Here is a 25,319-nt window from a genome sequence, read left to right as displayed (position 1 = left end):
ATGTCTCAAAGCCAGTCGCGGTCCACGAGCCCGACCAACTGGCAACCCAACCAGCAGGAGCGGGAAGGTCTCTGGATCTTCACGCGCGTGCGCGACTTCGTTGACAACATTGCCAACACCTCCCCAGCCCGCTTGGCATTGACCGTCTTCGCCGTGGTGATCCTGGTTTTTACCGGATTGCTGTCCCTTCCCGCTGCTTCCACGGCCGGCACTGTCACACCCCTGCACCAGTCCATGTTCACGGCAGTTTCCGCTGTTTGCGTTACCGGATTGACAGTGGTTTCCACCGCCACGCACTGGACCTTCTTTGGTCAGCTGGTCATCCTGGTGGGCATCTTCGTTGGCGGTCTCGGCACGCTGACCCTCGCCTCGCTGTTGGCCCTCATGGTCAGCAAACGGCTGGGTGTGCGCGGCAAGCTCATCGCCCAGGAAGCCATGAACAACGCTGGCAGGCTCGGCGAGGTCGGTACGCTGCTGCGCATTGTCATCGTCACGTCCGTGGTGATTGAGGCAGCGTTGGCGATAGCCCTGGTTCCCCGGTTCATGGTGCTGGGCGAACCATTCTGGCAGGCCGTCTGGCATGGTGTGTTCTACTCGATCTCCGCCTTCAATAATGCCGGATTCACGCCACATTCGGACGGCATCGTGCCCTACGAAACCGACCTTTGGATCCTCATTCCACTCATGCTGGGCGTCTTCCTCGGCAGCCTGGGTTTCCCCGTGGTGATGGTGCTGCAGCAGAACGGGCTCAACTGGAAAAAGTGGAACCTCCACACCAAGCTCACCATCCAGGTCTCCTTCATCCTGCTCGCGGCAGGCACTGTCCTGTGGGCCTTGATGGAGTGGGACAACATGCGCACCATCGGCCACATGGACATGGGCGACAAGGTGATCCATTCACTATTCGCCTCTGTCATGACCCGTTCCGGCGGCTTCAACCTGGTGGACCAAAACCATATGGAATCCACCACCATGCTCCTCACCGACGCCCTGATGTTCGCCGGTGGCGGTTCTGCGTCTACTGCGGGCGGCATCAAGGTGACCACCATCGCGGTCATGTTCCTGGCCATCATGGCTGAAGCCCGCGGCGACGCTGACGTGAAGGTTTACGGCCGCACCATTCCGCAGGGCACCATGCGGGTGGCCATCTCCGTGATCGTGGCCGGAGCCACCCTGGTGTCGGTGGCCGCCTTCCTGCTCCTGTCCATCAGCGGAGCTTCCCTGGACAGGGTGCTCTTTGAATCCATCTCCGCCTTCGCCACCGTGGGACTGAGCACAAACCTCAGTGCCGAGCTGCCGCCGTCGGGCGTTTACGTCTTGACCGCGCTGATGTTCGCCGGCCGTGTCGGCACCGTAACCCTCGCGGCCGGGTTGGCCCTGCGCCAACGCAGCCAGCTGTACCACTACCCGGAAGAGAGGCCAATCATTGGCTAGTAGCACAGGGGCAGCCAACCGCCCCGCCCACAACGCACCAGTGCTGGTGATTGGCCTTGGCCGGTTCGGTTCCGCGACGGCTGAGCAACTGGTCAAGCAAGGCCGTGAAGTCCTGGCTATCGAACGTGACCGCACCCTCGTCCAGAAGTGGGCGCCTGTGCTCACGCACGTCGTGGAAGCGGACGCCACCAACATTGATGCCTTGCGCCAGCTCGGTGCCCAGGAATTCAGCTCAGCGGTGGTGGGTGTTGGTACCTCCATCGAGTCCTCCGTGCTCATCACTGTGAACCTGGTGGATATGGGCATCCAGCACCTCTGGGTCAAGGCCATCACGCCCTCGCACGGCAAGATCCTGACACGGATCGGCGCCAACCACGTGATCTATCCGGAGGCCGACGCCGGTGTCCGCGCAGCCCACCTGGTATCCGGGCGAATGCTGGACTTCATCGAGTTCGACGACGACTACGCGATCGTCAAGATGTACCCGCCCAAGGAAACAGTGGGCTTCACTTTGGAGGAATCCAAGGTGCGTTCGAAGTATGGCGTGACCATTGTCGGCGTGAAAACCCCGGGCGAAGACTTCACGTACGCCCGGCCGGAAACCAAAGTGTCCGGCCACGACATGTTGATCGTGTCCGGACACGTGGACCTGCTGGAGCGCTTCGCAGCGCGACCGTAGTGGCGCGGCCGTAGCGGCGGCGGGACCGTAGCGGCTAGCCGAGCTGCTTGGTGATCTCTGCTGCCCGGGCGGCTGCCGCGCGGGCGCCGTCGGCGATGATCTTGGGGATCCCGCCGTCGTCGAAGGCCGCGATGGCCCGCTCGGTGGTGCCGTTGGGGCTGGTGACGGCGATGCGGAGGGCTGAGGGGTTTGCTCCCGGTTCGGCCAACATGAAGCCGGCCCCTGCCACGGTTTCGCGGGCAAGCATCACGGACAGCTCCTCGTCCAAACCAAGCTCCACGCCGGCCGCAGCCATGGCTTCGGCGAGGTAGAACGCGTAGGCCGGGCCGGAACCGCTGATAGCGGACAGCGCATCCACCTGTTCTTCGGGAATCTGGACCACTGTGCCGGCGCCGGCCAGCGCCTTCTTCGCCTTCTCCAGCTGCTCAGGCGTGCAATGAGTACCCGGGGAGACAGATATGACACCGCGGCCCAATCTTGAGGGCGTGTTGGGCATGGTGCGGATCACCGGCTGTCCGTCCGGCAGCGCCGCTTCGAGCTGGGCGAGGGAGACTGCCGCTGCGACACTGACAACGATCGTGTCCTTCCCCAGGGCGGGGCTGATCTCCCGGGCCAGGTCCAGAATGCCTACCGGCTTGACGCCCAGAATGACCATGCTGGAGCCTTTGGTGGCCAGCTTGTTGTTGTCCGGCTCCTCCTCGCCTGCGATGGCCATGACCCCATGGCGCTGGGCCAGTTCGTCCGCCCGCTCGGCACGGCGGACGGTGGCGACGATATCGGACGGGTCCGTCCCGGCGGCAAGCAGGCCTCCCAGGATTGCCTCGTTCATGGATCCACAGCCAAGGAATGCGATTCGGTTGCTCATGGCTCCATCATTGCAGTTGGCCTTGGACGGGGTCTAACGAATTCCAGATTCCCAGCTAGCTCCCAAGGTTATTGCAGGCAGCACTCATTCTTGGTCCGTAACTTAGTAGTTACCTCATTGAGGGTGCGAGTGATGAGGCGGGCATGGGGATGTCCGCCAGCAGCACCGGTGGCCGGGCGGGTTTTCCCCCATTTCCCGATTCGGCCGCCGGTGCTTTCGCTCTTAAGGACCGTGGACCGCGCGAAGCCCCACGCTTATCCGCCTGACGCACCCTTGAACGGCGGGTCAGGCGAACAAGGCGAGGCGCTGGTGTACAGCGCTCGACGCCGGTTAGTTGTCTACGCTGCGCAACAACGGGACGCTGAGGTGTTGCCGGGCAAAACGCAGGGTTTCTGCCAGCATTTCCTCGCGCTCCCCCGCTACCTTCGCCTTGCGGGTTGAAATCTCCGCCACTACGACGCCGTCGAAACCCGTGGCTGCCAAATGCTGCAAAGCATCGGCGCACTGCTGCGTTCCGGTGCCCGGCACCAGGTGCTCGTCCTTGCCGGAACCCGAACCGTCGGTGAGATGAACGTGCCTGAGCTTGTTTCCGAGCGCTTTGATGGCTTCCAGGCTATTGGCCCCGGCAGTGGCGGCATGGGAGAAATCCCATGTGACGTCGTCGTAATCCTGGCCCAAAGGATCCCAGTGCGGCAGGTAGGCCACCGCTTCACGTCCGCGGACGCGCCATGGGTACATGTTCTCCACGGCGATACGCACCCGGTACCTCGCCGCGATCTCACGCACGCCTTCCACGAAGTTCTCCGCGTAGTTTGACTGCCAGCGGAACGGCGGGTGGACCACCACGGTGTCGCATCCGACGTCCGCGGCCATTTGGCAGGATTTCTCAATCTTGTTCCACGCCGTACCCCAAACCTGTTGCGTCAACAGCAAGGTGGGCGCGTGGATGGAGACGATCTCCTGGTGGTACCGGTGGCTTAACTGGATCAAGGCATCCGGGTTCTGGCTCACCGCGTTGTTGGTAACCATCACCTCCACGCCTTCATACCCCAGGTCCTGCGCCACCGCGAAAGCGTCGTGAACGCTCAGCGGGTACACGGATGCACTGGACAGCGCCACGGGAATTTGGCGGTCATTCACTTCAGGTTCGACGTCGTTGCTCATCTCAGGAGGCCAGCCCGCCTGCCACGGGGGCTGGGATGGGTGATGGGGACGGTGTGTTTACAGGGACCGGGAATTCTTTGAACCCCCGATGGGGCTCTTCTTTATCGGGAGCCTTGGCGGCTTCCTTGGCTGCCTTTTTCTTGGATTTGTCCTTCTTGCGCTTGCCCACGTGCGGCGCCGGATCCAGGGCTTCCTCGAAGACCAGCTGGTCCAGGCGTCGCAGGATCAGGCCCTCACGAAGGGCCCAGGGACAGATTTCCATCTTGGGAAATTCAAAGAGCTCAAGGGCCGCTTCAGCAACGAGGGCACCCGCCAACAACTGTCGGGCGCGCGCATCGGAGACGCCAGGAAGGTACAGCCTGTCTTCCACGGTCATGGCAGAAATCCGCTGTGCCCACAGCCCCAGGTCTGCTGCGTGGAGCTCACGCTTCACGTACGGCCCTGCAGCGCTGGGGGCTGCACCGGCGATGCGCGCCAAGGAGCGGAACGTTTTGGAGGTGCCGGCCACCAGATTGGCCCGGCCCAACTCGTGAAAGTCCCTGACCACCGGTTTCAGCGTGGACCGGATGTAGCGCCGCAGTTCCTTCACGCTCTTCGCGCTGGGCGGATCATCGTGGAGCCAGTCCCGCGTCAAACGGCTGGCACCCAGGGGAACAGAGGTGGCGTACTCGGGGAGTTCATCCGTCCCATACGCCATTTCAAAGGAGCCGCCGCCGATATCCAGGTCGAGGATGTTGCCTGCGCCCCATCCGTACCAGCGGCGTACTGCGAAGAAAGTCATGGAGGCTTCTTCGCTGCCGGTGAGTTCCTGGAGGGTCACCGTGGTCTCGTGTTTGACGCGGGCCAGGACCTCGGGTCCGTTGGTTGCCTCCCGGATGGCCGAGGTACAGAACGCCAGGAGATCCTCCGCCTTGTGGCTGGCCGCGAACTCCCAGGCTTCCAGGACGAATTCGATGAGCTCGTGCTGCCCGGCGTCGTTGATGTTGCCATCGCCGTCGAGGTACTGCACCAGAGAAAGCGGGCGCTTGTGGGAAGCGAAAGCTACCGGACGCGCGCCGGGGTGAGCGTCCACCAGCAGTAGGTGGACGGTATTGGACCCGATGTCGAGAACGCCAAGACGCATTCTGCCATTATTCACCGATTCGAAGCCCGTGAAGCAACTTGGCGACGACGTTTCGCTGACCGGATGGTTACCGGCAGCTTGGTCGACCGCTATTCGGCGGACTCCCCGGCTTCGTCGGCACGCTTGAAGTCGCGGCGAATGTTCGCAATGCCCTCGGGGTCGATTTCGAAGCCGAATTCGCTTCCCGGGTTGATGACCATGCCGAGTTCGTCTCCGATGTTTCCCAGGATCGCCGAGCCCATGGTGCCCAGGACGTGCGGGGCTGCTTCGAGGAAGCGCTCATCCACGCGGCTCGGGTGGCTAAAGACGGCCAGGACGGGCTGGCCGTCGGCGTTGGAGAGCACCAAAGGCTCCACGGAGGAGTCGGGGCCGTCCACGGCTTCCGAGCTGACGAGGTAGACCTCGTTGTTCAGGAAAGCGAGGATGACGTCCACCGGGTTCGCGTCCGGTTGTTCGGCCGAGGCGAGCTTCGCCTCGAGGTCGTTCAAGGGTTCGTTGTCCGGTGACACCGTCTGTTCAGTCATGGTTCTACTCGACCACGATGCCGGCCGGGACGCAATTCGCGAATGCTGCCCCGGCCGTCATGGTGGCTACTTTTTGGCTGTGGCCTTCTTGGCCGGTGCCTTGCGGGTGGTGGTTCGCTTGACCGGTCCCTTGGCACGTTTTTCCGCCAAAAGCTCGACGGCGCGTTCCCGGGTCAGCTCCTCAAGGGAGGTTGTGCGCGGGACGGTGATGTTGGTAACGCCGTCAGTGATGTAGGGGCCGAAGCGGCCTTCCTTCACCACGATGTTCTTCTCGGAGACGGGGTCCGGACCGAACTCGGCCAGCGGCGGTACGGAGGCACGGGCGCCACGTTGCTTGGGCTGCGAGTAGATCTCCAGAGCCTGTTCCAGGGTGATCGTGAAGATTTCCTCTTCCGAACCGATGGAGCGGGAGTCAGTGCCCTTCTTCAGGTACGGCCCAAACCGGCCGTTTTGTACCGTGATGGGGTTGCCATCCGCGTCCTCGCCGAGGACCCGGGGCAGGCTCATGAGCGCGAGGGCTTCATCCAAGGTGACCGTATCCACGGTCATGGACTTGAAGAGAGAACCGGTGCGCGGTTTGGCCTTCACAGGCTTCTTGGGAGGCTTGGGCTTGCCGTTCTTGTAGTACTCCACCGGCTGGTTGGCCAGCTGTTCCTCAGTCATCTCGGGGATGATCTCGGTGACGTAAGCGCCGTACCGGCCATTCTTGGCAACGATGGTGTGGCCCGTGTGCGGGTCGGTTCCCAGGACCCGTTCCTCGGGGGCTGCGGTCTCCATGAGTTCTTTGGCTTTGTCTGCCGTGAGTTCGTCCGGAGCGAGTTCCTCGGGGACGTTGGCCCGTGCGGACTCAACCACTTCGCCGGTTTTCGCATCCAAGGTGGGGATGGAGCTTTCCAAGTACGGGCCGAATTTGCCCACACGCAGCGTGATGCCGTCGGCGATGGGCACGGAATTGATCTCCCGGGCATCGATTTCGCCGAGGTTGTTCACGATGCTCAGCAGGCCGGGGTCTGCGTCTTCACCGTAGTAGAAGTGCTTGAGCCAGGCAGCACCCACGGCTTGGCCGTTGGCGATCTTGTCCAGGTCGCCTTCCATGTCTGCCGTGAACTCGTAGTCCACGTAATCCGTGAAGTGCTGTTCCAGCAAGCGGATCACGGAGAATGCGATCCAGCTGGGAACCAGGGCAGAACCCTGCTTACGAACGTAGCCACGGTCTTGGATGGTGGAGATCGTGGACGCGTAGGTGGACGGGCGGCCAATGCCCCGCTTTTCCAGCTCAGCGGTCAGCGATGCTTCCGTGTAACGCGGCGGCGGTGACGTTTCGTGCCCGACAGCAACGATGTCCGAAGCCGTCAGGGAATCATCCTTGGCAACGTTAGGCAGGCGGCGGGCTTCATCGGATTCTTCATCACCACGGCTCTCGTCCTTGCCCTCTTCATAGGCTGCGAGGAAACCGGGGAAGGTAATGACCGTACCGGAAGCGGAGAATTCGGCGTCGCGACCGTCAGCAGCCACTGCACCGAGGCGGATGGTGGCCGTAGAACCCTTGGCGTCGGCCATCTGGGAGGCGACCGTGCGCTTCCAGATGAGCTCGTAGAGGCGGAACTCATCACCGCTCAGCTGCTTGGCAACCTGCGCGGGAGTGCGGAAGGAGTCTCCCGCGGGACGGATGGCCTCGTGAGCTTCCTGGGCGTTGGCAGCCTTGTTGGCGTAGACACGGGGGCTCTGGGGCACGTACTCGGGTCCATAAAGCTCCGAAGCCTGTCGGCGGGCTGCCGTGAGTGCTTCATCGCTCAAAGCTGATGAGTCCGTACGCATATAGGTGATGTAGCCATTTTCATACAGGCGCTGGGCAACCTGCATGGTGCTCTTCGACGAGAAGCGGAGCTTACGGCCGGCTTCCTGCTGCAGCGTGGAGGTGGTGAACGGTGCTGCAGGGCGGCGGGTATACGGCTTGGTGTCTACAGAGCGGACCCGGAAATCAGCGTTCTCCAGACCGGAGGCCAAGGACGTGGCGAGTTCCTCGTTGAGGTGCACGACGTTTGAGGAGGTGAGCTGCCCGTTGTCGTTGAAGTCCCGGCCACTGGCTACCTTGGAACCGTCCACGGCGGCAAGCTTGGCCTTGAAAGAACCCGAATCTGAACCGAACTGGCCCGTGAGGTCCCAGTAGGACGCGGCCCGGAAGGCCATGCGTTCACGTTCCCGGTCAACCACCATGCGGGTCACCACGGACTGGACACGGCCAGCGGACAGTCCGCGGGCAACCTTGCGCCACAACACGGGGGAAATCTCGTAGCCGTAGAGGCGGTCAAGAATACGACGTGTTTCCTGGGCATCCACCAAAGCGGTATCGACATCCCGGAGGTTGTCCATGGCGCGGTGGATGGCTTCCTTGGTGATTTCACCGAACGTCATGCGGTAGACGGGAACCTTGGGCTTCAGGACCTCCAGGAGGTGCCACGCGATGGCTTCGCCTTCGCGGTCCCCATCAGTTGCGAGGTAGAGGGCGTCAGCGTCTTTCAGCTGGGCCTTGAGCTCGGCGACCTTCTTCTTCTTGTCCGGAGAAACAACGTAGTACGGCTTGAAGTCGTTTTCGATGTCGACAGCGAACTTGCCCAACGAGGTCTTCTTCAGCTCGGCAGGGAGGTCCGACGGCTGCGGGAGGTCCCGGATGTGGCCGATCGAAGCCTCGACGATGAAGCCCTCGCCAAGATACTTGGCGATGGTCTTGCTCTTGGCGGGAGACTCCACGATCACGAGTTTCTTGCCGGTTTTTGCCTTGCTGGGCACGGTGCTCCTACAGAAAAAATGTGTAATTGGGCTGGTGCCCATATTGGCCTAGTTCACCATAGTTTGCAGAATCCTGCGTTTTGGTGCGGAACCAGTGCGGACAGTCAAAGGCCCGGCGGGGCTCTTACTGACCGGGTGCTACCCGGTCATCCGGGATCATTGACCACAAGGTTGCCACACGTTCAGCACCTTCCGGTATCCGGTTGGGATCCTCGAGTTCGTACTCCCGCAGAACAGCGCGGATTCTGTCTAAAAGTTCCCTGCGCTGTGGGTTGGTCAAGTACAGCAGGTTGCTGGAAAGGACTACTGCTGCCGGCTCTTCTCCTGTTTCCCCCCGTTGCCGGCGTTCCCCGCGAGCCTTGGCGAAGGCCGAAGCCCGGCGTCGGAAGGCATCAAGCTCCAGGTCAACCACGGCAATCTCAGGGCTGGCAACACTGCCTCCCGAGATGGTGAAGTCCGTTCCGGCCGCCTTCCAGCGACGTTCGCGGGCATCACCGGCGTTTTCCGCAGGTGCCACGATCCCCCATTTCTGGAGGGCCCGGAGGTGGTAGCTCATTGCACTGGGCGTTAGCCCTGTCCTGGCAGCGAGTTCCGTGGCTGTGTGACTGACCTGTGTGGCGTAGAGCTCAGAGATAACCTCAATCCGGGCGGCGTGCGCCAATGCACGGATAGCCTTGGGATCAGTGATCTCAACCGTCTTTTCGGCACGCTTCCGCCGCGGAATATCGCCTGACGCTTGGGATGATTCGTTGTTCGCACTCACTTCATCAGTGTAGTCAGGGTCACTTCCTGGAGGCCCGGTGTTTGATGAGCGCGGCGCCGCACCCCGGATCATGCGTCGACCTGCGCCGGGTCCGGAAGGAGGAACCCGTCCAAAACCAGGTTGGTGACCTCGCGGAAAAGCCCTTCGCGGAAGGTCTCTTCGTCGAAGTCCTCTCCCCCGCCCAGGAGCGATACCAAGGCCGAGACGATCTGCCGGACCGACAATTGCCCGTCGCAGGCGGAAACGAACCCGGCCAGTTCAGTACTAAGCAGATTGGTCCGGCGAAGTCCTGCCCCTTGCCTCAGGAGGATGACTCCGGGATGAACGGCTCCGGGGCGCTGGTGCCGTTCCTCGGTGACGTCCTCGGCAACCACCAAGTGCGCCTCCGGGACCGAATGTGAGGCCACCCAATCAGCCCGTTCCACGGCAGCACCCAGATGCGGCCCGATCGGCTGCTCTATTGGATATGTGATTTCCTCGAAGCGGCTGATGGTGACCTCGAGGGGTGTCTCCGGGCGGCGCAGCCAAATCATGCCGAAGCCAATACCTTGGACGTTCCTGGAAGCAAAGTCGTCCAGATAGGCGGCGTACGCTTCCTGGTATTGCTGGCCCTCGCGGTTCTGCGATGCGTCCTGGAGCCAAGTCTCCGCGTACTGCTCGGGGCCCACCTGCTCCCGTTGGATGAACCAGACGTCCAGACCGGAGTCCTGGAGCCATGCCTTGGGCCGGTCCTTCCAGTCCGTACCGGAAGTAACCTCCCAGTTGCCGAGCATTTGCGCTGTTCCGCCGGGCTCGAGGACGTCGGCCAAGGACTGTACCAAGGACGCAACGATATCGTCTCCGGGAAGCCCGCCATCGCGGTACGTGAACTGCTCGGACGGCGATTCGCCGCCCGTTCGCGGAGTGATGACGAACGGTGGGTTTGATACCACCAAGCCGAACTGCTCCCCCTCTACCGGTTCCAGGAGCGATCCGAGCCGCAGGCTCACCCGACGCTCCAGGTTGTCCGGGTCCAGCTCCAGTTCGGCGGCGTTCAGCAGAAGGTTGAAGCGGGTGAACGCGAGTGCCCTCTCCGATATGTCCGTGGCCGTGACGTGCTCGCAGTGATGGAGCAGGTGGAAGGTCTGGATACCGCAGCCGGTGCCCACATCCAGCGCTCGTTTGCTGTGTTTCCTGAATGTGGTCTGGACCAGCGTTGTGGAGGCTCGCCCGATTCCCAGGACGTGGTCGTGCCTCAGGACTCCGGGCTGCTGGTGGGCAGCAAGGTCGCTGGCAACCCAGAGTTCTACACCGCCACTGCCATCCGTGGTGGCGTCCCAGCCGTAGGGGCGCAGGTCCGCCTTGGCATGAGCCATTCCTGAATCCACGGTGATCAGCCCCAGTTCCTCAAGGCCTTTCGCACGGATACCGGGGAGGGCGGAATCGATGTCCTCGACGGGCTGCGGAACGGCCAGCAGCCATAGACGAACAATTACTGCCTGTGATCTGAGGGCTGGGTCCTTGGAGTCCATGAGTCTCTCACTGGCAAGGAGCGCGGGAATGAGCTGGTCCCTGCCGAGCGCTTCTGAGGCGGTTGTTCCCAGGAGTTCAGCCACGCCGTCCACAGTGTAGTTGAGGGCACGAAGGTCTGCGGCGAGCGCCGAAAGCAGTTCGGGGCGGTCACTGCGGGGAGCATCGTCAACATTGCCGGCTGTAAAGGTGGAAGCTGTGTCAGTCACCTTGCAAGTGTAGGGGCGACGCACCCTGCCTTTGGATCGTGAACCTGCGGTATGTGGACAAAGGCCCCCGCTGGAACCCGGTAGCGTTGGATTCATGCTCACCTTCTCTTCCACAAGGCGCCATGCGGGCCTTGTTGTCATCACCGCTGCGGCCTTGCTGGGGGTCTGCGGCTGCCAGGCGCCGGCCAACATCGAAGATGCCGACGTTCCTGCTTGGAGGGAAAAGATCCTGCCTGCGGCGAGCGGTGTGGTGTTGGAGGACTCCGGCAAGATCCTCAACCGGGACCCGTTGGTCAAGGAGTCCCCCAACGTTCCGGACGGGAGCTACACGCTCACCATGGCATGCGATGGGGGCGGGAAGGCGTACTTCGCTGTTTCCTCCAGCGGCACCAAGATCGCGGACGCGGCGGCGGCATGCAATGGCAGCCTTGATGTGGTGAAGATCAAGGTGCCCGGCACTGGCCCCCTCAGCATCTCGACGAGCAGTGTTGATGCTCCGCTGATCTTCGCCTATCACGTGGTTCCTGCGGCCGCCTAGGGCCGGCGGCGCACCTGCTCCGATAGGCCTTTGGCCAGTGGCTTTACGGGCGTAAAGTCAGTTCATGGGCAGCAAGGCAGCTCGCTCGGTGATGCCACAGCGGCTGGCGAGGGCCGCCGTCGTCATCCTTGTTGTGCTGGGCGGCAGCCTGACGGCCTGCGAATACACCTATGACGAGGGCGGACGGCCGGATGCCAGCCCTACTTCCCCAGCCGGCAATGTAGTTCTTCCGCCCGATCCGGCATTGGAGGAAACCGTCACCGGTGAGGCGCTCGAAGAGTGGGCAAAGTTGGCCCTGCCTGAGTCCCAAGGGCAGTCGTTCTACTCAAGCAGTGGCTACCTCAATGCCGGCGAGTCCAAGTCTGAGCAAACAGTTCAACTGCCTGGAGGGACGTACGCGGTGACGCTGGCCTGCCGTGGCACTCGCAGGGTGACTTTCTCCGTCAAGGTGAGCGAAGTTGAACTGGTGAACCTGACGCTGGGATGCGCCAATGCACGCGTGAGCGTGGTCCAACTGGAAAAGGACGCCATACTGTCCATCACGGTGGGGACCAGATCCGATGCCAACTTCACTTATCGGGTGAGCCGGCTCTGATTCAGCGGTCAGGCCGCTTCGCAGCCCCCGGGGCAGCGGAGCGTTTCCGGGCTGGAGGCACATTCCTCGCAGTACAGGGTCAAAGTACGGCAACTGAGGTTGGAGCAGTTCTCGAACTTGTTGGTGGGAGCTGAGCAGCGGACGCACTCGCCGATGGTCTTGGCTTCCTCGCTGAACTCGACGTGCATGCGCTTGTCGAAGACGTACAGCGAGCCCTCCCAGAGGCCTTTGTCCTTGAACGTCTCGCCGTAGCGGACGATCCCGCCATCCAACTGGTAGACCTCTTTGAAGCCCCTGTTGACCATCAGGCTGGAGAGTACTTCGCAGCGGATGCCCCCAGTGCAATAGGTGACAACCGGCTTGTCCTTAAGGTCGTCGTACTTGCCCGAGTCGAGTTCCTTGATGAAGTCGTGGGTGGTGTCCACGTCCGGAACAATTGCGTCCTTAAACTTGCCGATCTGCGCTTCGAACGCGTTCCGGCCGTCGAAGAACACTACGTCTTCGCCACTGGACTTCCTGGCAGCCACCAGCGCGTGAAGTTCCTCGGGTTGGAGGTGCTTCCCGCCTCCCACCACGCCGTTGGCGTCCACCTTCAGTTCACCCGGCGCGCCGAACGACACGATCTCATCGCGTACCTTGACGCTGAGGCGCGGGAAGTCTGCGGCGCTACCCTCCGACCATTTGAAGTCGATGGCGTGAAAACCCTTGTACTCACGAGTGGTTTTCACGTACTGCTTCATGTTGTTGAGCTCGCCGCCCACCGTGGCGTTGATGCCGTCCTTGGATATGAGGATCCTGCCGGTGAGGCCCAGTTTTTCGCACAGGGCACGCTGCCACAAACGCACGGCGTCAGGGTCGGCGATCGGGGTAAAGCCATAGAAGAGCACAATTCGGTTCAAAGCCACTATTAAAGGGTACTTGGTGCAGTAAAATCCGTTCGTTCCGTGTGGTGCCCGCGGCCGGAAGTCACAATTCCATAAGCAACCATCACCGGGCTGACGTGGCTCTGTTGCTTCATAGTGCGCTGGCATACTCTCTCTACATGAGTCCAGACGCCTTGGTTGAAGACATTGCGCACCTCTTGGAAGTCTGGGTAGCCGGCTGGTCCGGCTGCCGCGGCTATGAGTTACGCCAAGAGGGCCGCTTCCCTGCCGCACTTCGCGCCGACAAAACCGGTGATTGGGAGTATTTTGCCCATGATCCGGCAGACGAAGAGTTCGCCGCCCTTGCGGACAAGACCGCAGAATCCCCAAACCGGATCCTGACGGTACTCACCAACGACGTCCAACGGTATAAATACCTCGCTGAACAACGCGGACTCAGCGTGACGTCCGCATCCCAGACCATGATGATCGTGGATATGGAAACCCAGGATTCCGAGGATCCGTGGCTCCCTGACGACGATTTGGAGCTCGCTACTTCCGAATCCAACGGCGTCCACCACGCGGTGGTCCACTCCGGCGAACAGGTGGCTGCCAGCGGCCGGGTCTACGTGGTCAACGGCACCGCCGTTTTCGACAAGATCGTCACAGAACCTGACTTTCAGCGCCGTGGTCTGGGCACCTTCATCATGAAGGCCCTCGCCGCCCAAGCGTTCTCGCATGACGTTGAGAACGGCCTTTTGTTGGCATCCTTGGACGGCCAGAAGCTCTACTCCCATCTGGGGTGGGACGTGGTGTGCCACGTCCTGATGATGTCCAGTGGTAGCGAAGGCTCGGACCTGTCAGGAGCGTAGAAACTCCCCGCTTAACAGCCAAGCCCGACGGCGGCGCCGCGAAGATGCCGCCGTCGGCGTGCCCCGCACAGTGACAGAATGATTCGGTGGCTGCACCAAATTCACTGATCTCCTTGCTGGGCCGGACGCCGGACCCTGAGCAGCTGCGCCATGTCCACACCATCCCTGCCCGGAAAGCTGTCAACGAGCCCTGGCCCGGCTGGGTCCACCCGGATGTGGTGGCAGCCTACGGCACTCTGGGCATCCACGAACCGTACCGGCACCAGATCCAGGCGGCAGATCTCGCCCATTCCGGGCAGCACGTCGTCATCGCCACCGGAACTGCCTCCGGAAAGTCGCTCGCCTATCAGCTGCCCGCGTTGGACGCGATACACCGTTCGGAGCTGCGAGTCCTGTCGGATCCCGGAAAGATCCACGACGACGGCGCGGTCACGCTCTACCTGTCCCCCACCAAGGCCCTGGCAGCAGACCAGCTCTCAGCGATCCGCTCGCTGAAGCTGCCAACGGTCCGGGCAGAAACTTACGACGGCGACACCGATGTCTCGTCCCGGCGCTGGATCCGTGACCACGCCAATTTCATCCTTGCCAACCCTGACATGCTGCACTTCGGCATCCTTCCCAACCACACATGGTGGGCCCGGTTCTTCAGACGCTTGCGCTACGTCATCGTGGATGAAGCGCATAGTTACCGAGGCGTGTTCGGCTCGCACGTGGCCAATTTGATGCGTCGCCTGCGCCGGATCTGCGCTTATTACGGTGCGGGGACCTCCTTCCCTGAGCCTGTCTTCATAGCGGCTTCCGCCACCGCTTCCGATCCCGGGGTGTCCTTTGGACGGCTCATAGGCGCCCCCGTCCGTGAAGTTTCCGAAGACTGCTCTCCGCACGGTTCCACTACTGTGGCCTTCTGGGAGCCAGCCCTGACCGATGTCAAAGGCGAGAACGGTGCAAAACAGCGGAGGACAGCCGTAGCTGAGACCGCGGATATACTGGCCAACCTCGTCTCGTCACGCGTCAGGACCATCGCGTTCATCAAGTCGCGTCGCGGCGCTGAGTCCATTGCGTCCATTACCAAGAGACTGCTCGATGAGGTGGATCCCAGTCTCCCCGGGCGGGTGGCGGCCTACCGGTCCGGGTACTTGCCCGAGGAGCGGCGGGCTTTGGAGCAGGCTTTGAGGTCCGGCCAGTTGCTGGGTGTCTCCAGCACGTCCGCCCTGGAACTTGGCATCGACATCTCGGGACTTGATGCCGTACTGGTGGCCGGCTGGCCGGGCACCAGGGCCTCGCTCTTTCAGCAGATCGGCCGTGCAGGCCGCGCGGGGCAGGACGCTATTGCGGCTTTTGTGGCCAGCGATGATCCCCTGGATACCTATTTGGTGAACCACCCGGAAGCGATCTTTGATGTCTCTGTGGAGGCGACAGTCTTCGATCCCGGCAATCCCTACGTCCTTGGCCCACACTTGTGCGCTGCGGCGGCCGAGTTGCCTATCGGCCCGGCGGAGCTGGATCTCTTCGGTCCCACTGCCGAGGGTCTCCTTGATCGCTTGGTGGTGCAGGGCTACCTTCGCAAGCGTCCCGCGGGTTGGTTCTGGACCCACCCCGAGAGCGCTGCCGGGATGGTAAATCTCCGGGCCGACGGCGGCGGCCCTGTCAGTATCGTCGACGCCGAGACCGGGTCCCTGCTGGGAACCATGGACTCGCCACAGACCCACTATCAGGCCCACACGGGTGCCATCTATGTCCATCAAGGTGACAGCTACCTGGTGGAGGACCTCAACGAGACCGATCACTGCGTGATGGTCCGCCGGGTCAATCCGGACTTCTACACTACGGCTCGGGATGTAACCCAGATCGAAGTCCTTGAAACCTCGCGATCGGTCCAATGGGGTGACATCACCGTGCACTTTGGCGACGTCAAAGTAACCACACAAGTGGTCTCCTTTCAGCGCAAGGCCTTGATTTCGAACGAGATCCTCGGTGAAGAACCCCTCGATCTGGGAGCCCGCGACCTGTTTACCAAAGCTGTCTGGTTCGTGGTGGACAACCGTTCGCTGCACGGAGCCGGTCTAGTGGAAGCGGAGTTCCCCGGTGCCCTGCATGCGGCTGAACATGCCGCCATTGGGCTCCTCCCCCTGGTGGCATCCAGTGACCGCTGGGACATCGGCGGCGTCTCCACCGCCCTGCATGCCGACACCGGCGTGCCAACGATCTTCGTGTACGACGGCCACCCCGGCGGCGCCGGATTCGCTGAGCGGGGCTTTGAAAAGGCCAAGATTTGGTTGACGGCCACCCGGGAGGCAATCAAGGCCTGCGAGTGTGATGCCGGCTGTCCGTCCTGTGTTCAGTCACCTAAATGCGGAAACAAGAACAACCCGTTGGACAAGGCAGCCGCCATCACACTCCTGGACGTGTTGTTGAAGGACGCCAGCTAGGCAAGGGCGCCAGCCAACCACCAGGGCGCAAGCCAAACAGCGCCGACACCAAGCCCGTCCTGCAGGAACCGGCCGGTTTGTGCCGCCTACGCAGGGGGTCCGGCCCGTGCCCGGCCAGTGGCAACGCCCCACCGGAAGGGGTTTGCCACCTCAGTGGCGACCTCCACCACGTTCCCGCCGGCTACCGTGCAGGACGTGAGCTGCGTATCGTGCTTTTCGGCCACGTCTGCTGCGACGGCACAAGGTTCCCCGGAAGCAAGACCCCTGGCAGCATCTGCTGCTGCGAGAGCCGCCAGATCGGCTGCCGATGCGGCCCGGGACGCCATCACCCCTGCCTGTGCGAGGAAAAGCAATCCAAGAAGCATCGCCATGACCACCGCCCCAAGTCCCAGGGCGAGCACGGTTCCGGCCCCGCGCTCAGGCTGGATATTCACCAACACCCTCTTCACGGGGTGCCCGCTTCTGCCCGTGCTGACGCGGAGGCTTTCAACGTCCACGGGACAAGCGGTCCTAATGCTCCGCCTACTGGCGACGAAGCTGTCACGGTCAGCCACTCGCCGTCGTCGGTCAGCGTCGCGCTTACGCCGTCCCCTGCAAGCCGCTTGACGATCCCTTCCACCGACCCGGTCGTCTCGCCCCGGGCGGAGGCGCGCGCTCCCGCCCTCACCGCTTCCTCCAGCCGGAGTTGGGTGATACCCGCTGCGCCGCCTGCCAGCAGGAATGCCAGGAGCAACACAACGGCCGGCAAGGCGACGGCAAACTCCGCAGTGACAGCGCCACGTTCCGTCTCTCCCCGGAACACTCTCCCGCGGGCAGGCAGCACATCCGTCATGGCAAGGACAATGCCGTACGGATCAGGTTGAGCAGGAAGCCGCGGACCTCCTCGCTCCGAAGGATGACTACAAGGAGGCCCGCGAGCCCAACAGCAGCGAGGGTGGCTATGGCGTACTCGGCGGTGGCCATGCCCACTTCCGAACCCATCAGCCTTGTCCTTGCCCAGAAGCCATCGTCAGCAAGTTGCCTGTCCCCGAACTCCTCAAGATCGTCGAATCCCAGTTCGAACTGCCCGAGTTCGTCCTCGAGATCGAATCGCTCGAGGTCGTTATGTTCAAGCTCGTACTCGGAGAGCTCATACTGCTGGGTTGTCGCCGGTTCTCCGGAAGGATCCTCCGGGTCTTCAACAGGCGCCGGTCGATCCCGGGGCAAATCACGGAGAATGTCAGGAAGGGTAGTTTTCACGGTGGGTTCCTTTCAAGAAGTGCCAGCGGGTCTGCCGACAGAATCGACTCTTCCGTGGCGTGGAGTAACCCGGAAGAAGTCGATTCGTACAAGTGGATAAACACTCCTGACTGGCTGGTTGTGGAGGAAAGGTCGGAGTTCCTCATCGAGCAGGCTTTGCCCCTGCATCTCAGCCAGAGGGAAGCATGGCGATCAGGACGGGGGCGATTCCAAGGCAGATAAAGGCCGGCAACGAGCAGAGACCCAAAGGAACCACCAGCTTTACCCCCAAGGCAGCTGCCCGCTTCTCCGCGGCCCGGAACTGCTCGCGCCGTTCCCTCGCGGCCTGTGCATAGAGGATGGAAGCAGACGGCGCACCGGTCAGGGCTGCAAAAGCCAGTGCGTCCTTGAGCCGGACTACTTCAGCCGGAGGTCTGGTAGGAGACCGCCAGGCAGTCTCCCAGTCGGCGCCAAGGGCAAGTGCGGCAACAACCGGCCGGAGTGATTGCCTGATTGGAGGTGACGCACACCTTGCGATAAGTTCCAGTGCCCGCCGTATTCCAGCGCCCGCGTCGAGCATCGAGGCCACCAGCTCCAGCATCATTGCAGTATCGCGGAGCCCGTCCGCAGCCGGGTCAACGTGGGCTGCCATCAATGACTCCTGCGGCGCTTCAGAATCCCAGTCACGAAGACGTAGCCGCGCCCTCAGCCGCGTGGGTGCCGCGAAGCTGATGAAGGCGGCGAGTGCCATGACTGTGATCATCAACAACACCGGAGCGCCGGGCATCAGCGGCCTCCAGCCGCAGAGGCGACCAGCCGTGAGGACCAAACCCGGCCTGCCACCGTCAGGAAGAGTCCAGCCGCGAACGTGGCAACCCCCAGGAAGTTGTTCAGCAAGATCCCCAACGGATCCACGCCCAATGCCATCCCCAGGCCAAGCCCGAACACCGGGAGCCACGACAAAAGGCGAACGGTAGCCTTGGGCCCTGCGAGCGCCGTCTGGCGTGCTGCTTCGGAGTCTTCTTCGGCTTCCAGTTGAGCTGCGAACCGGGTGAGGAGGTCAGCTAAAGGACAGCCGCTGGTTTCGGCGATGTCCAGGCATGCTGCCAGTTCCATCCACACACGTCGTTCGGAACGTCCGCGTCGCGGAAACACCTTTTCTGCCGTTCCACGGATGGCTTCGGCAGCAGAATTTCCAACGGTTGACGCTGCCCGTGCTGCTGCAAGTACCTGTAGCGACTCGTGCGACAGCCCGGCATTCCCCTTCTGCGCTACTACGGCCGGGCAACCGTCCGTGATTTGCCGTGAACCATGGACAATCCATAGTTCTTCCCACAGCCTGGTGGTTCCCCGCCCGCCGCGCAGGAGGGCTGCGAGCTGTTGCACCAGCACCACAAGTGACAAAGGCTCAGTCCGCTTTCGTCGTGAGCGGCCGTGCCACACCCCCACGCGAGCCTTGGTGCTACCACTCCGGCCTCTCGGCTCCCGCAGGCTCGTCCGAATTCGTCGCCTCCCGGCACCATGGCCGCTGAACTGCAGCCACGCCGCCAGTGCGGCCATGAGGACAATCGCCCCGATCATGGGCCGTCCACGGCTTGTGGCAACAAATCATCGTGTTGCGGATAGCCGTCCACTTCAAGCGGCGCCAGGGAGAGCCGGGCGGCGAGTCCGGGCCATGCTGGGCCGTATGTCATTCCTGACCGGCTCCAGCTGAGGGCCGGCACTACTTTCTGGCCCGCCCGTGTATCGACGACTACGCCAATGGATGCCACTTTCCGCCCCGACGAGGATCGGTCTACGTGAATCACCACGTCCAAGGCACTGGAGACTTGCAACCGGACGGCTTCGGCGTTCAAGCCAGCCAGGGCGCCGAGGGCCACCAATCGTGCTGGCACAGCCTCGGCGGTGTTGGCGTGAATAGTCCCACCGCCACCGGTGTGACCGGTGTTGAGTGCGGTCAGCAATTCACGGACTTCGGCGCCTCGGCACTCGCCTACAATCAGCCTGTCCGGCCGCATGCGTAGTGCTTGGCGGACCAGGTCTCCCAAGTCCAAGGCCCCTCCTCCCTCAAGGTTTCCGTGGCGCGATTCCAGCGTCACTACGTGCGGGTGGACGGGGTTGAGCTCGGCGGCGTCCTCGATGAGCACCAATCGCTCCGCCGGATGGCTCAACCCGAGCATGGTGGAGAGCAAGGTTGTCTTTCCTGAGCCTGTGGCACCGCTAATAAGGAAGCTCAATTTGTGCGCCATGATGGCACGCAGAACCGACTCGACGTGCTCAGAAAACATCCCGCGTTCCCTCAACTCGGCCAGGGTGAACACCTCTTCCCGGCGGATGCGGATGGACAACAGGGTGCCTGCCGTTGATATCGGTGCGAGGACTGCATGCACCCGGTAGCCTCCCTTGAGCCGGACGTCCACGCAGGGGGAGCCGTCGTCCAGTCTCCTGCCCCCGGCTGAAACCAAGCGGGTGGCCAGCGACCTGATCTGTTGTTCAGTATCGAAGTGAACCGCTGAACGTTCCAAGCCCTTACCGCGGTCCAACCAGACTGAATCGGGACCGTTAACGAAGATGTCAGTGACCGAAGGATCCTGGGCAAGGTGTTGGAGGGGTCCCAGCCCGTTCAGTTCCGCATTGATGGATTCCGCCGCTTCCAACGCGCCGGCAGTACCCAGTAGCCTGCCGCTGGCCTGCACAGCTGCTGCGACCGTAGACGGCGTTACGGGTCCATCCCCTGCGAGCACTGACTCCCGCACCGTCTCAAGAAGGACGGTGTCCAGCCTGCGGCCCTGCCGACGGCGGGTTCCCTCGGCGAAGCGGCTCATTGGATGGCGCCGTTCAACTCCAGCACAGAGTTCAACTCCAGCACAGAACCGGCTAAGCGGCTGATCGGTTTTCGCCGTCCGAGTTCCAGCAACCGTCCACGTTCGGTGCCTGACGCCACGCCACGCATCTCGGGAATGACGCCCAACAAGGGCAATCCCAAAGACTCGGAGATCAGCGGAGCGTCCACGGACGTAGCGCCGGTTCCGCGGACCAGAAGTCCGACGTCGACGGGTGGGAGCTCGTTGAGGACGCGCGCGGCCGCCACCGCGCATTTGAGGTGGGCCTTGCTCAGCAGCAAGATCCTGTCGCAGTCCCACGCGAGCGTCCCCAGTCCTTCCGCGCTGCGCCCGATATCCACCAGGACGAGTTCGAAGCTTCGGCGTGCGGCATCAACTACGGCAGCTACAGCACCGGCCGCGGGGATATGGGCCGGTTCCCTGGTCCCGGGCCATGACAGGAAGGCGAACCCGCCTGCGACGGGCAGGGAGTCCCGGAACTGCGAGGGATCAAGGCTGCCGCGGGTTTCGGCGAAATCCGGCCAACGTAGGCCCGGAATCTCGTCGGCCGTCACCGCCAGTTCAAGTCCTCCGCCCCAACGGTCACCATCGATGAGCACGGTGCTGACGCCATGCCCTGCCGCAGCCTGGGCCAGCCAAATCGCGGTGGTTGTAGCTCCCGCCCCACCACTGCCGCCGATGACTCCGATGACCGTGCCCCCGGGGTCTGGAGATCCGGACATGCTGAGGTGTTCAGCCAGCCAGGCGGCGGCCTCGGGAAGGACGGCTACCCGTTCAGCTCCCAGCGCAGCAGCCAAACGCCATAGCCCGTCACCTTCAGAGGCTTTGCCGAGCAAAACCGTGGGAGCCCTTCGCCGCGGGGGCAGTTCGCGGATATCACTGCCCACTAAAACGACGTCGGCGTTATCCCAACCACGGACGGCCTCCGCCACGTCAATGGCCATTCTGAGGCTTCCGCCTGCCGCTGCGATTATCCGTTTGGCTTCTTCCTGAAGGTAGGGGTCGCCGGAAACAAGCAGTATCCCGACGGCGTCGCGGGGCACCCAGGATCCGTCTGCGTCCCCCTGCGGTGTGCGGCTGCTTTGCCCGTGGTGCTTGCTGGTTTGCCCTTGCCGACGATTTCGCATGCTCATGGCATTCACACTGATTGACGCGGCCGGGACTGCATAAGGTCTGCATGCCCTTATGTGCACAACCCGGGACGGCCGCAGCTGTGGAGGAACAGTCGCGCCCCGCACCGGGACCGGGACCCGCACCAGGACCAGAACCACCACAGCACCCCTCCGCACAGGGCAGAATGGAATCATGTATCTGCTGCTCGCCGCCCACCAGGAAGGCGCAGCCATACAAAGGATCTCCCCCACCGGAAAGGCCACTGCTGACGCGCGCGTCGTCACCCGTGGCGAGCTGCCCGGCGTCGTGCGTGAATTCGAAGCGCAACGGCCCCGCTGGGTCTGGCATCGCGCCCAGGATTGGTACCCGGAACTGCTGACCCATGGCATGGAACTGGAGCGCTGCCACGATCTGGCGCTCTGCGGAGCCATTCTGGCCCACTCTGAATTCACTGCGCATACGGACTACGCCAGGCATGCGGTCAAGCTCACGCAGGACGACGACTCGACACCGCCACGGGCTCTTCAGCCGCCGCCACCGCCGGTGGACCAAGGCGCGCTCTTCGAGGACATTGCACCGTCCAGCTCCAAAGCGGGGCTGGCCGAAGTCAGGGAAGAATTCGCTGCCCAGCAGCGCGCCATCTCCCAGGTCTCCGAGGCTCACCAGCAGAAACAACGCCTACAGCTACTCCTTGCCGCGGAGTCGGCGTGCGCCATCATCGCCATCGAGATGCAGCACGCCGGCGTCCCTTGGCGCGAAGAGCTGCATCAGCAGATCCTCGCCGATGTCCTGGGTCCCAGGCCGCCGCTCGGGCACCGGCCGCCGGCACTTGAGGCTCTCTGCGCCGAGCTTCGGAGCATCCTTAACTCCCCCAGCCTGAATCCGGACTCCCCGCAGGACCTCATGCGTGCCTTGCACCGGACCGGAATCGAGGTGAAAAGCACCCGTCAATGGGAGCTCCAGGAATCGAAGCACCCTGCCATCCAGCCCCTGCTCGCCTACAAGAAACTTTCCCGCCTGCACACCGCCAACGGCTGGTCCTGGTTGGACGCGTGGGTACGTGACGGGCGGTTCCACCCGGAGTACGTGGTGGGTGGGGTAGTGTCCGGCCGCTGGGCATCACGCGGTGGTGGTGCGCTCCAGATCCCGCGTAACATCCGGGCCGCGGTCCATGCGGACCCGGGTCACAAACTCATCGTCGCCGACGCCTCGCAATTGGAGCCGAGGGTCCTCGTGGCACTGGCGCAAGACACGAAAATGGCGGAGGCGGCTCGCGACAAGGACCTCTATGCCGGCATCGCTGCCCAAGGTTTTGGCGGTGACCGTGCCAAAGCAAAGATTGCGCTTTTGGGAGCCATCTACGGCGCTACTACGGGTGAGTCGGGCAGGCTCATGCCGCAGCTCACGCGTACCTATCCACGCGCCGTCGGGTTCGTGGAGCAGGCTGCTCGTGAGGGCGAAGCAGGCCGGACAGTCACCACCCGGCTGGGCAGGAGCAGCCCGCCACCGTCGGCTGGTTGGTTGCGGAGCCAACAATCCACCACTGCCGAGGAACAGCGCCGCGCTGACAACCTGGCCCGGTCCAGGGGCCGTTTCACCCGCAACTTCGTAGTCCAGGGCTCGGCTGCTGAATGGGCGGCGTGCTGGCTGGCGGAATTACGACGGCGGTTGAGGGCTTCGCGCGCCGAAGGCTCACCCATCGGGGAACTCGTCTTCTTCCTGCACGACGAAGTGATGGTTCACGCACCCGACCACGCAGTAGACGCCTGTATCAGGGCCATCGAAGAAGCGGCAACAGCGGCGAAAGAACTGATGTTCGGGCGGATCCCTGTGGAATTTCCGGTGAGTGTCGCCGTCGTCGATTCCTACGACAAAGCGAAGTAGCCGGACCATAGCCCGAAGCCGCTGGACTATCCAGTCATATCTCCCCGTATGAGCCGGGATGACCCGCCGGGTACGGGTACTGCCAAGTAACTTTAGTTCGCCCTTGGTTCTGGCTAGTCTCACTATGTGGATAGTTTTGCTGGTCCACATCTGTGTGCAAGGAAGCATCAAAAGGGGGAAGCATTTCGATGGCTGGCAGGTTTGAAATTCTCAAGGACAACGACGAAGGTTACCGGTTCCGCCTTACTGCGGCTGACGGAACCGTCGTGGCCGTATCACCAACTTTCACGCACCTGGAAGGCGTGGTCGCCGGCATTAACGCCGTGCGGGAAAACGCCGCGACCGGACTGATCGTGGACCGTTCGACGACGGCCCGCAAGGCTGCCTAAAAAGTCACCAGCGCGCAGGGCCAGTCTGCTGAGGACTCGTCAGAGGTCGATATCCCGCAGCTTGTCCTTGTCCCAGGGAACGGTCCAGCCCAGTTCGTCGAAGAGGCCGCTGAGGACCAGTCCCGTGAAGCCCCATACCAGCACGCCATTTACGGTGAAACCAGGGCTGGTGTACGTGCGGCCGAACCGGGAGATGGTGGCCGTGACGCGGTTAACCGGGTCCAGGAGGTCACGCACGGGCACTCTGAAGACCTGCGCAGACTCGGCGTAGTCCACTACCCGAATGGGCGATGGTGCATCCCACCACGCCAGCACCGGCGTCACCCGGAAGTTGCTGCGAATGAGGCCAAGTTCCGGGATGACTCCGAGAACCCGGACGCCACCCGCATCCAGGCCCGTTTCTTCCACAGCTTCACGAAGGGCGGCCGCCACTACCGACTCATCTTCCGGATCCACACTGCCGCCCGGGAACGCCACTTGGCCCGGATGGTCGTCAAGGGTGTGCGCCCGTTCCAGCAAGAGGACATCGAGGTCGGCCGGCGCGATAGGCCGCCCCGATTCGGCAGGAATGTTGTCCAGTACGCCGAAAAGCATCAAGACTGCCGCGGCCCGGTTGGTTTCGGGGGTGACGGGAAGCTTCTCCCAGAGGGCCGTGTGCTGTTGCTGGCCGTCTTCAAAGCGGGCGACCAGCGCTGAAAGTTCCTCAAGCGCGGTCACCCGGGCCTCCTTTGCGATTCCATGCGGATCTCCGCAGCCCTGTGCGTCTCGGCCAGGAGCTTTTCCAGCAACTCTTCGTTTCCAGGCGCAAGCTCATACTTCAGCAGCTTGGCTGCCTTGACGGGATCCGTTTCGCCCTCGCCATAGCTCGGACAGAGGCTCGCGACCGGGCAGGCACCACAGGCCGGCTTCCTGGAATGGCAGACCCTGCGACCGTGGAACACCACTCGATGCGAGAGCATGGTCCAGTCCCGGGGTTCAAACAAGTCGGCGACGTCGAACTCGATCTTCACAGGATCGTCCGAGGCCGTCCACCCGAACCGGCGGGCCAGCCGGCCAAAGTGCGTATCCACCGTGATCCCGGGAACGCCGAACGCATTACCCAAAACCACGTTCGCGGTCTTGCGCCCGACGCCCGGGAGCGTCACCAAATCTTCAAGACGTCCCGGGACCACGCCGTCGTACTCATCCACAAGCCGTGTACTGAGTGCCAGGACGTTCCTCGCTTTGGCCCTGAAGAAGCCCGTCGGCTGAAGTATGGTCTCCAGCTCCAGGGGATCCGCCTCAGCCATGGCGCGGGCATCCGGGTAGCGGGCAAACAGGATCTTGGTGACCTGGTTGACCAGCACATCAGTGGTTTGGGCCGAGAGGACCGTGGCCACCACCAGCTCAAAGGGGTTCCTGAAATCCAACTCCGCATGCGCGTAGGGATACTTGTCAGCGAGAACCCTGTTGATCTTGCGTGCCCGGCGTTTGAGTGCGAGCAGCGAACCAGCTTCAGCGATGGCCACGGGGTCC

25 protein-coding genes are annotated in these 25,319 nt (G+C 62.8%); 8 read left to right on the top strand and 17 right to left on the bottom strand.

What is annotated here, in order from left to right:
* Both ACZ881_RS07885 and ACZ881_RS07880 read left to right on the top strand, forming a co-directional pair.
* Positions 1–1,434: a TrkH family potassium uptake protein gene (locus ACZ881_RS07885; protein ID WP_364306328.1), complete on the top strand. Its 1,434-nt coding sequence runs from the start codon at positions 1–3 to the stop codon at positions 1,432–1,434.
* A gap of 40 nt (positions 1,435–1,474) precedes the next feature.
* A complete protein-coding gene (locus ACZ881_RS07880) occupies positions 1,475–2,113 on the top strand; it encodes a potassium channel family protein (protein WP_178995321.1) in 639 nt (212 codons plus the stop codon).
* A gap of 34 nt (positions 2,114–2,147) precedes the next feature.
* Here ACZ881_RS07880 and proC read toward each other — a convergent pair whose 3' ends face one another.
* From proC to ACZ881_RS07845, 7 genes are all read right to left on the bottom strand, one after another.
* The gene (gene proC / locus ACZ881_RS07875; protein WP_178995192.1) at positions 2,148–2,978 is read right to left on the bottom strand and encodes a pyrroline-5-carboxylate reductase; all 831 of its coding nucleotides are present in this window, start codon (positions 2,976–2,978) and stop codon (positions 2,148–2,150) included.
* Between the two features lie 330 nt (positions 2,979–3,308).
* Entirely contained in the window at positions 3,309–4,142 is an 834-nt protein-coding gene (locus ACZ881_RS07870) for a sugar phosphate isomerase/epimerase family protein (protein ID WP_017199189.1), read from the bottom strand.
* A 1-nt stretch (position 4,143) separates the two neighbouring features.
* The gene (locus ACZ881_RS07865; protein WP_476113990.1) at positions 4,144–5,265 is read right to left on the bottom strand and encodes a Ppx/GppA phosphatase family protein; all 1,122 of its coding nucleotides are present in this window, start codon (positions 5,263–5,265) and stop codon (positions 4,144–4,146) included.
* Between the two features lie 89 nt (positions 5,266–5,354).
* Positions 5,355–5,789 (bottom strand): SseB family protein, encoded by a 435-nt coding sequence (locus ACZ881_RS07860; protein WP_017199191.1) that lies wholly within the window; start codon positions 5,787–5,789, stop codon positions 5,355–5,357.
* 66 nt (positions 5,790–5,855) lie between these two features.
* Entirely contained in the window at positions 5,856–8,579 is a 2,724-nt protein-coding gene (topA, locus tag ACZ881_RS07855) for a type I DNA topoisomerase (RefSeq protein WP_091470435.1), read from the bottom strand.
* Between the two features lie 124 nt (positions 8,580–8,703).
* The gene (locus ACZ881_RS07850) at positions 8,704–9,414 is read right to left on the bottom strand and encodes a helix-turn-helix domain-containing protein (protein ID WP_091470434.1); all 711 of its coding nucleotides are present in this window, start codon (positions 9,412–9,414) and stop codon (positions 8,704–8,706) included.
* The gene (locus ACZ881_RS07845; protein ID WP_476113980.1) at positions 9,411–11,060 is read right to left on the bottom strand and encodes a DUF7059 domain-containing protein; all 1,650 of its coding nucleotides are present in this window, start codon (positions 11,058–11,060) and stop codon (positions 9,411–9,413) included. The genes ACZ881_RS07850 and ACZ881_RS07845 overlap by 4 nt, the downstream gene beginning before the upstream one ends.
* A gap of 94 nt (positions 11,061–11,154) precedes the next feature.
* Here ACZ881_RS07845 and ACZ881_RS07840 point away from each other — a divergent pair, with 94 nt between their 5' ends.
* Both ACZ881_RS07840 and ACZ881_RS07835 read left to right on the top strand, forming a co-directional pair.
* Positions 11,155–11,598 carry a hypothetical protein gene (locus tag ACZ881_RS07840; RefSeq protein WP_476113978.1) on the top strand — a complete coding sequence of 148 codons (444 nt, stop codon included), beginning with the start codon at positions 11,155–11,157 and terminating at the stop codon, positions 11,596–11,598.
* Positions 11,599–11,662: 64 nt separating this feature from the next.
* The gene (locus ACZ881_RS07835; protein ID WP_178995207.1) at positions 11,663–12,193 is read left to right on the top strand and encodes a hypothetical protein; all 531 of its coding nucleotides are present in this window, start codon (positions 11,663–11,665) and stop codon (positions 12,191–12,193) included.
* A gap of 8 nt (positions 12,194–12,201) precedes the next feature.
* Here the strand turns inward: ACZ881_RS07835 and trhO are convergent, their stop codons facing one another.
* Positions 12,202–13,098: an oxygen-dependent tRNA uridine(34) hydroxylase TrhO gene (trhO, locus tag ACZ881_RS07830; RefSeq protein ID WP_476113975.1), complete on the bottom strand. Its 897-nt coding sequence runs from the start codon at positions 13,096–13,098 to the stop codon at positions 12,202–12,204.
* 137 nt (positions 13,099–13,235) lie between these two features.
* Between trhO and ACZ881_RS07825 the strand changes: the two genes are divergently transcribed.
* Positions 13,236–13,928, top strand: a complete 693-nt coding sequence (locus ACZ881_RS07825; RefSeq protein WP_476113972.1) for a GNAT family N-acetyltransferase — start codon at positions 13,236–13,238, stop codon at positions 13,926–13,928.
* 86 nt (positions 13,929–14,014) lie between these two features.
* Positions 14,015–16,357 (top strand): DEAD/DEAH box helicase, encoded by a 2,343-nt coding sequence (locus tag ACZ881_RS07820; protein WP_091470425.1) that lies wholly within the window; start codon positions 14,015–14,017, stop codon positions 16,355–16,357.
* Positions 16,358–16,443: 86 nt separating this feature from the next.
* Here ACZ881_RS07820 and ACZ881_RS07815 read toward each other — a convergent pair whose 3' ends face one another.
* From ACZ881_RS07815 to ssd, 7 genes are all read right to left on the bottom strand, one after another.
* The gene (locus ACZ881_RS07815; RefSeq protein ID WP_476113966.1) at positions 16,444–16,791 is read right to left on the bottom strand and encodes an Rv3654c family TadE-like protein; all 348 of its coding nucleotides are present in this window, start codon (positions 16,789–16,791) and stop codon (positions 16,444–16,446) included.
* Positions 16,792–16,802: 11 nt separating this feature from the next.
* On the bottom strand, positions 16,803–17,189 hold the full coding sequence (locus ACZ881_RS07810) for a TadE family type IV pilus minor pilin (RefSeq protein WP_091470423.1): 387 nt from the start codon (positions 17,187–17,189) through the stop codon (positions 16,803–16,805).
* Positions 17,186–17,596 carry a DUF4244 domain-containing protein gene (locus ACZ881_RS07805; protein WP_476113963.1) on the bottom strand — a complete coding sequence of 137 codons (411 nt, stop codon included), beginning with the start codon at positions 17,594–17,596 and terminating at the stop codon, positions 17,186–17,188. Before ACZ881_RS07805 ends, ACZ881_RS07810 begins: the two co-directional genes overlap by 4 nt.
* A 169-nt stretch (positions 17,597–17,765) precedes the next feature.
* On the bottom strand, positions 17,766–18,362 hold the full coding sequence (locus ACZ881_RS07800) for a type II secretion system F family protein (protein WP_476113961.1): 597 nt from the start codon (positions 18,360–18,362) through the stop codon (positions 17,766–17,768).
* Entirely contained in the window at positions 18,362–19,156 is a 795-nt protein-coding gene (locus tag ACZ881_RS07795) for a type II secretion system F family protein (RefSeq protein WP_476113959.1), read from the bottom strand. The genes ACZ881_RS07800 and ACZ881_RS07795 overlap by 1 nt, the downstream gene beginning before the upstream one ends.
* Positions 19,153–20,400 (bottom strand): TadA family conjugal transfer-associated ATPase, encoded by a 1,248-nt coding sequence (locus ACZ881_RS07790; protein WP_476113956.1) that lies wholly within the window; start codon positions 20,398–20,400, stop codon positions 19,153–19,155. The genes ACZ881_RS07795 and ACZ881_RS07790 overlap by 4 nt, the downstream gene beginning before the upstream one ends.
* Positions 20,397–21,551, bottom strand: coding sequence for a septum site-determining protein Ssd (gene ssd, locus ACZ881_RS07785; RefSeq protein ID WP_476113954.1), 1,155 nt, complete (start codon positions 21,549–21,551; stop codon positions 20,397–20,399). Before ssd ends, ACZ881_RS07790 begins: the two co-directional genes overlap by 4 nt.
* Before the next feature lie 172 nt (positions 21,552–21,723).
* Here ssd and ACZ881_RS07780 point away from each other — a divergent pair, with 172 nt between their 5' ends.
* Positions 21,724–23,415 (top strand): bifunctional 3'-5' exonuclease/DNA polymerase, encoded by a 1,692-nt coding sequence (locus ACZ881_RS07780; RefSeq protein ID WP_476113952.1) that lies wholly within the window; start codon positions 21,724–21,726, stop codon positions 23,413–23,415.
* 188 nt (positions 23,416–23,603) lie between these two features.
* Positions 23,604–23,804: a YegP family protein gene (locus tag ACZ881_RS07775; protein ID WP_054808913.1), complete on the top strand. Its 201-nt coding sequence runs from the start codon at positions 23,604–23,606 to the stop codon at positions 23,802–23,804.
* A gap of 39 nt (positions 23,805–23,843) precedes the next feature.
* Here ACZ881_RS07775 and ACZ881_RS07770 read toward each other — a convergent pair whose 3' ends face one another.
* A complete protein-coding gene (locus tag ACZ881_RS07770) occupies positions 23,844–24,521 on the bottom strand; it encodes an NUDIX hydrolase (RefSeq protein WP_178995224.1) in 678 nt (225 codons plus the stop codon).
* Positions 24,518–25,312 (bottom strand): endonuclease III, encoded by a 795-nt coding sequence (nth, locus tag ACZ881_RS07765; protein WP_178995226.1) that lies wholly within the window; start codon positions 25,310–25,312, stop codon positions 24,518–24,520. Before nth ends, ACZ881_RS07770 begins: the two co-directional genes overlap by 4 nt.
* Between the last annotated feature and the right edge of the window lie 7 nt (positions 25,313–25,319).

The sequence above is a fragment of the Paenarthrobacter sp. TE3676 genome (genome assembly GCF_056279165.1).
Note: the sequence above shows the minus strand (reverse complement) of the source record. Positions and strands in the feature narration are given on the sequence as shown.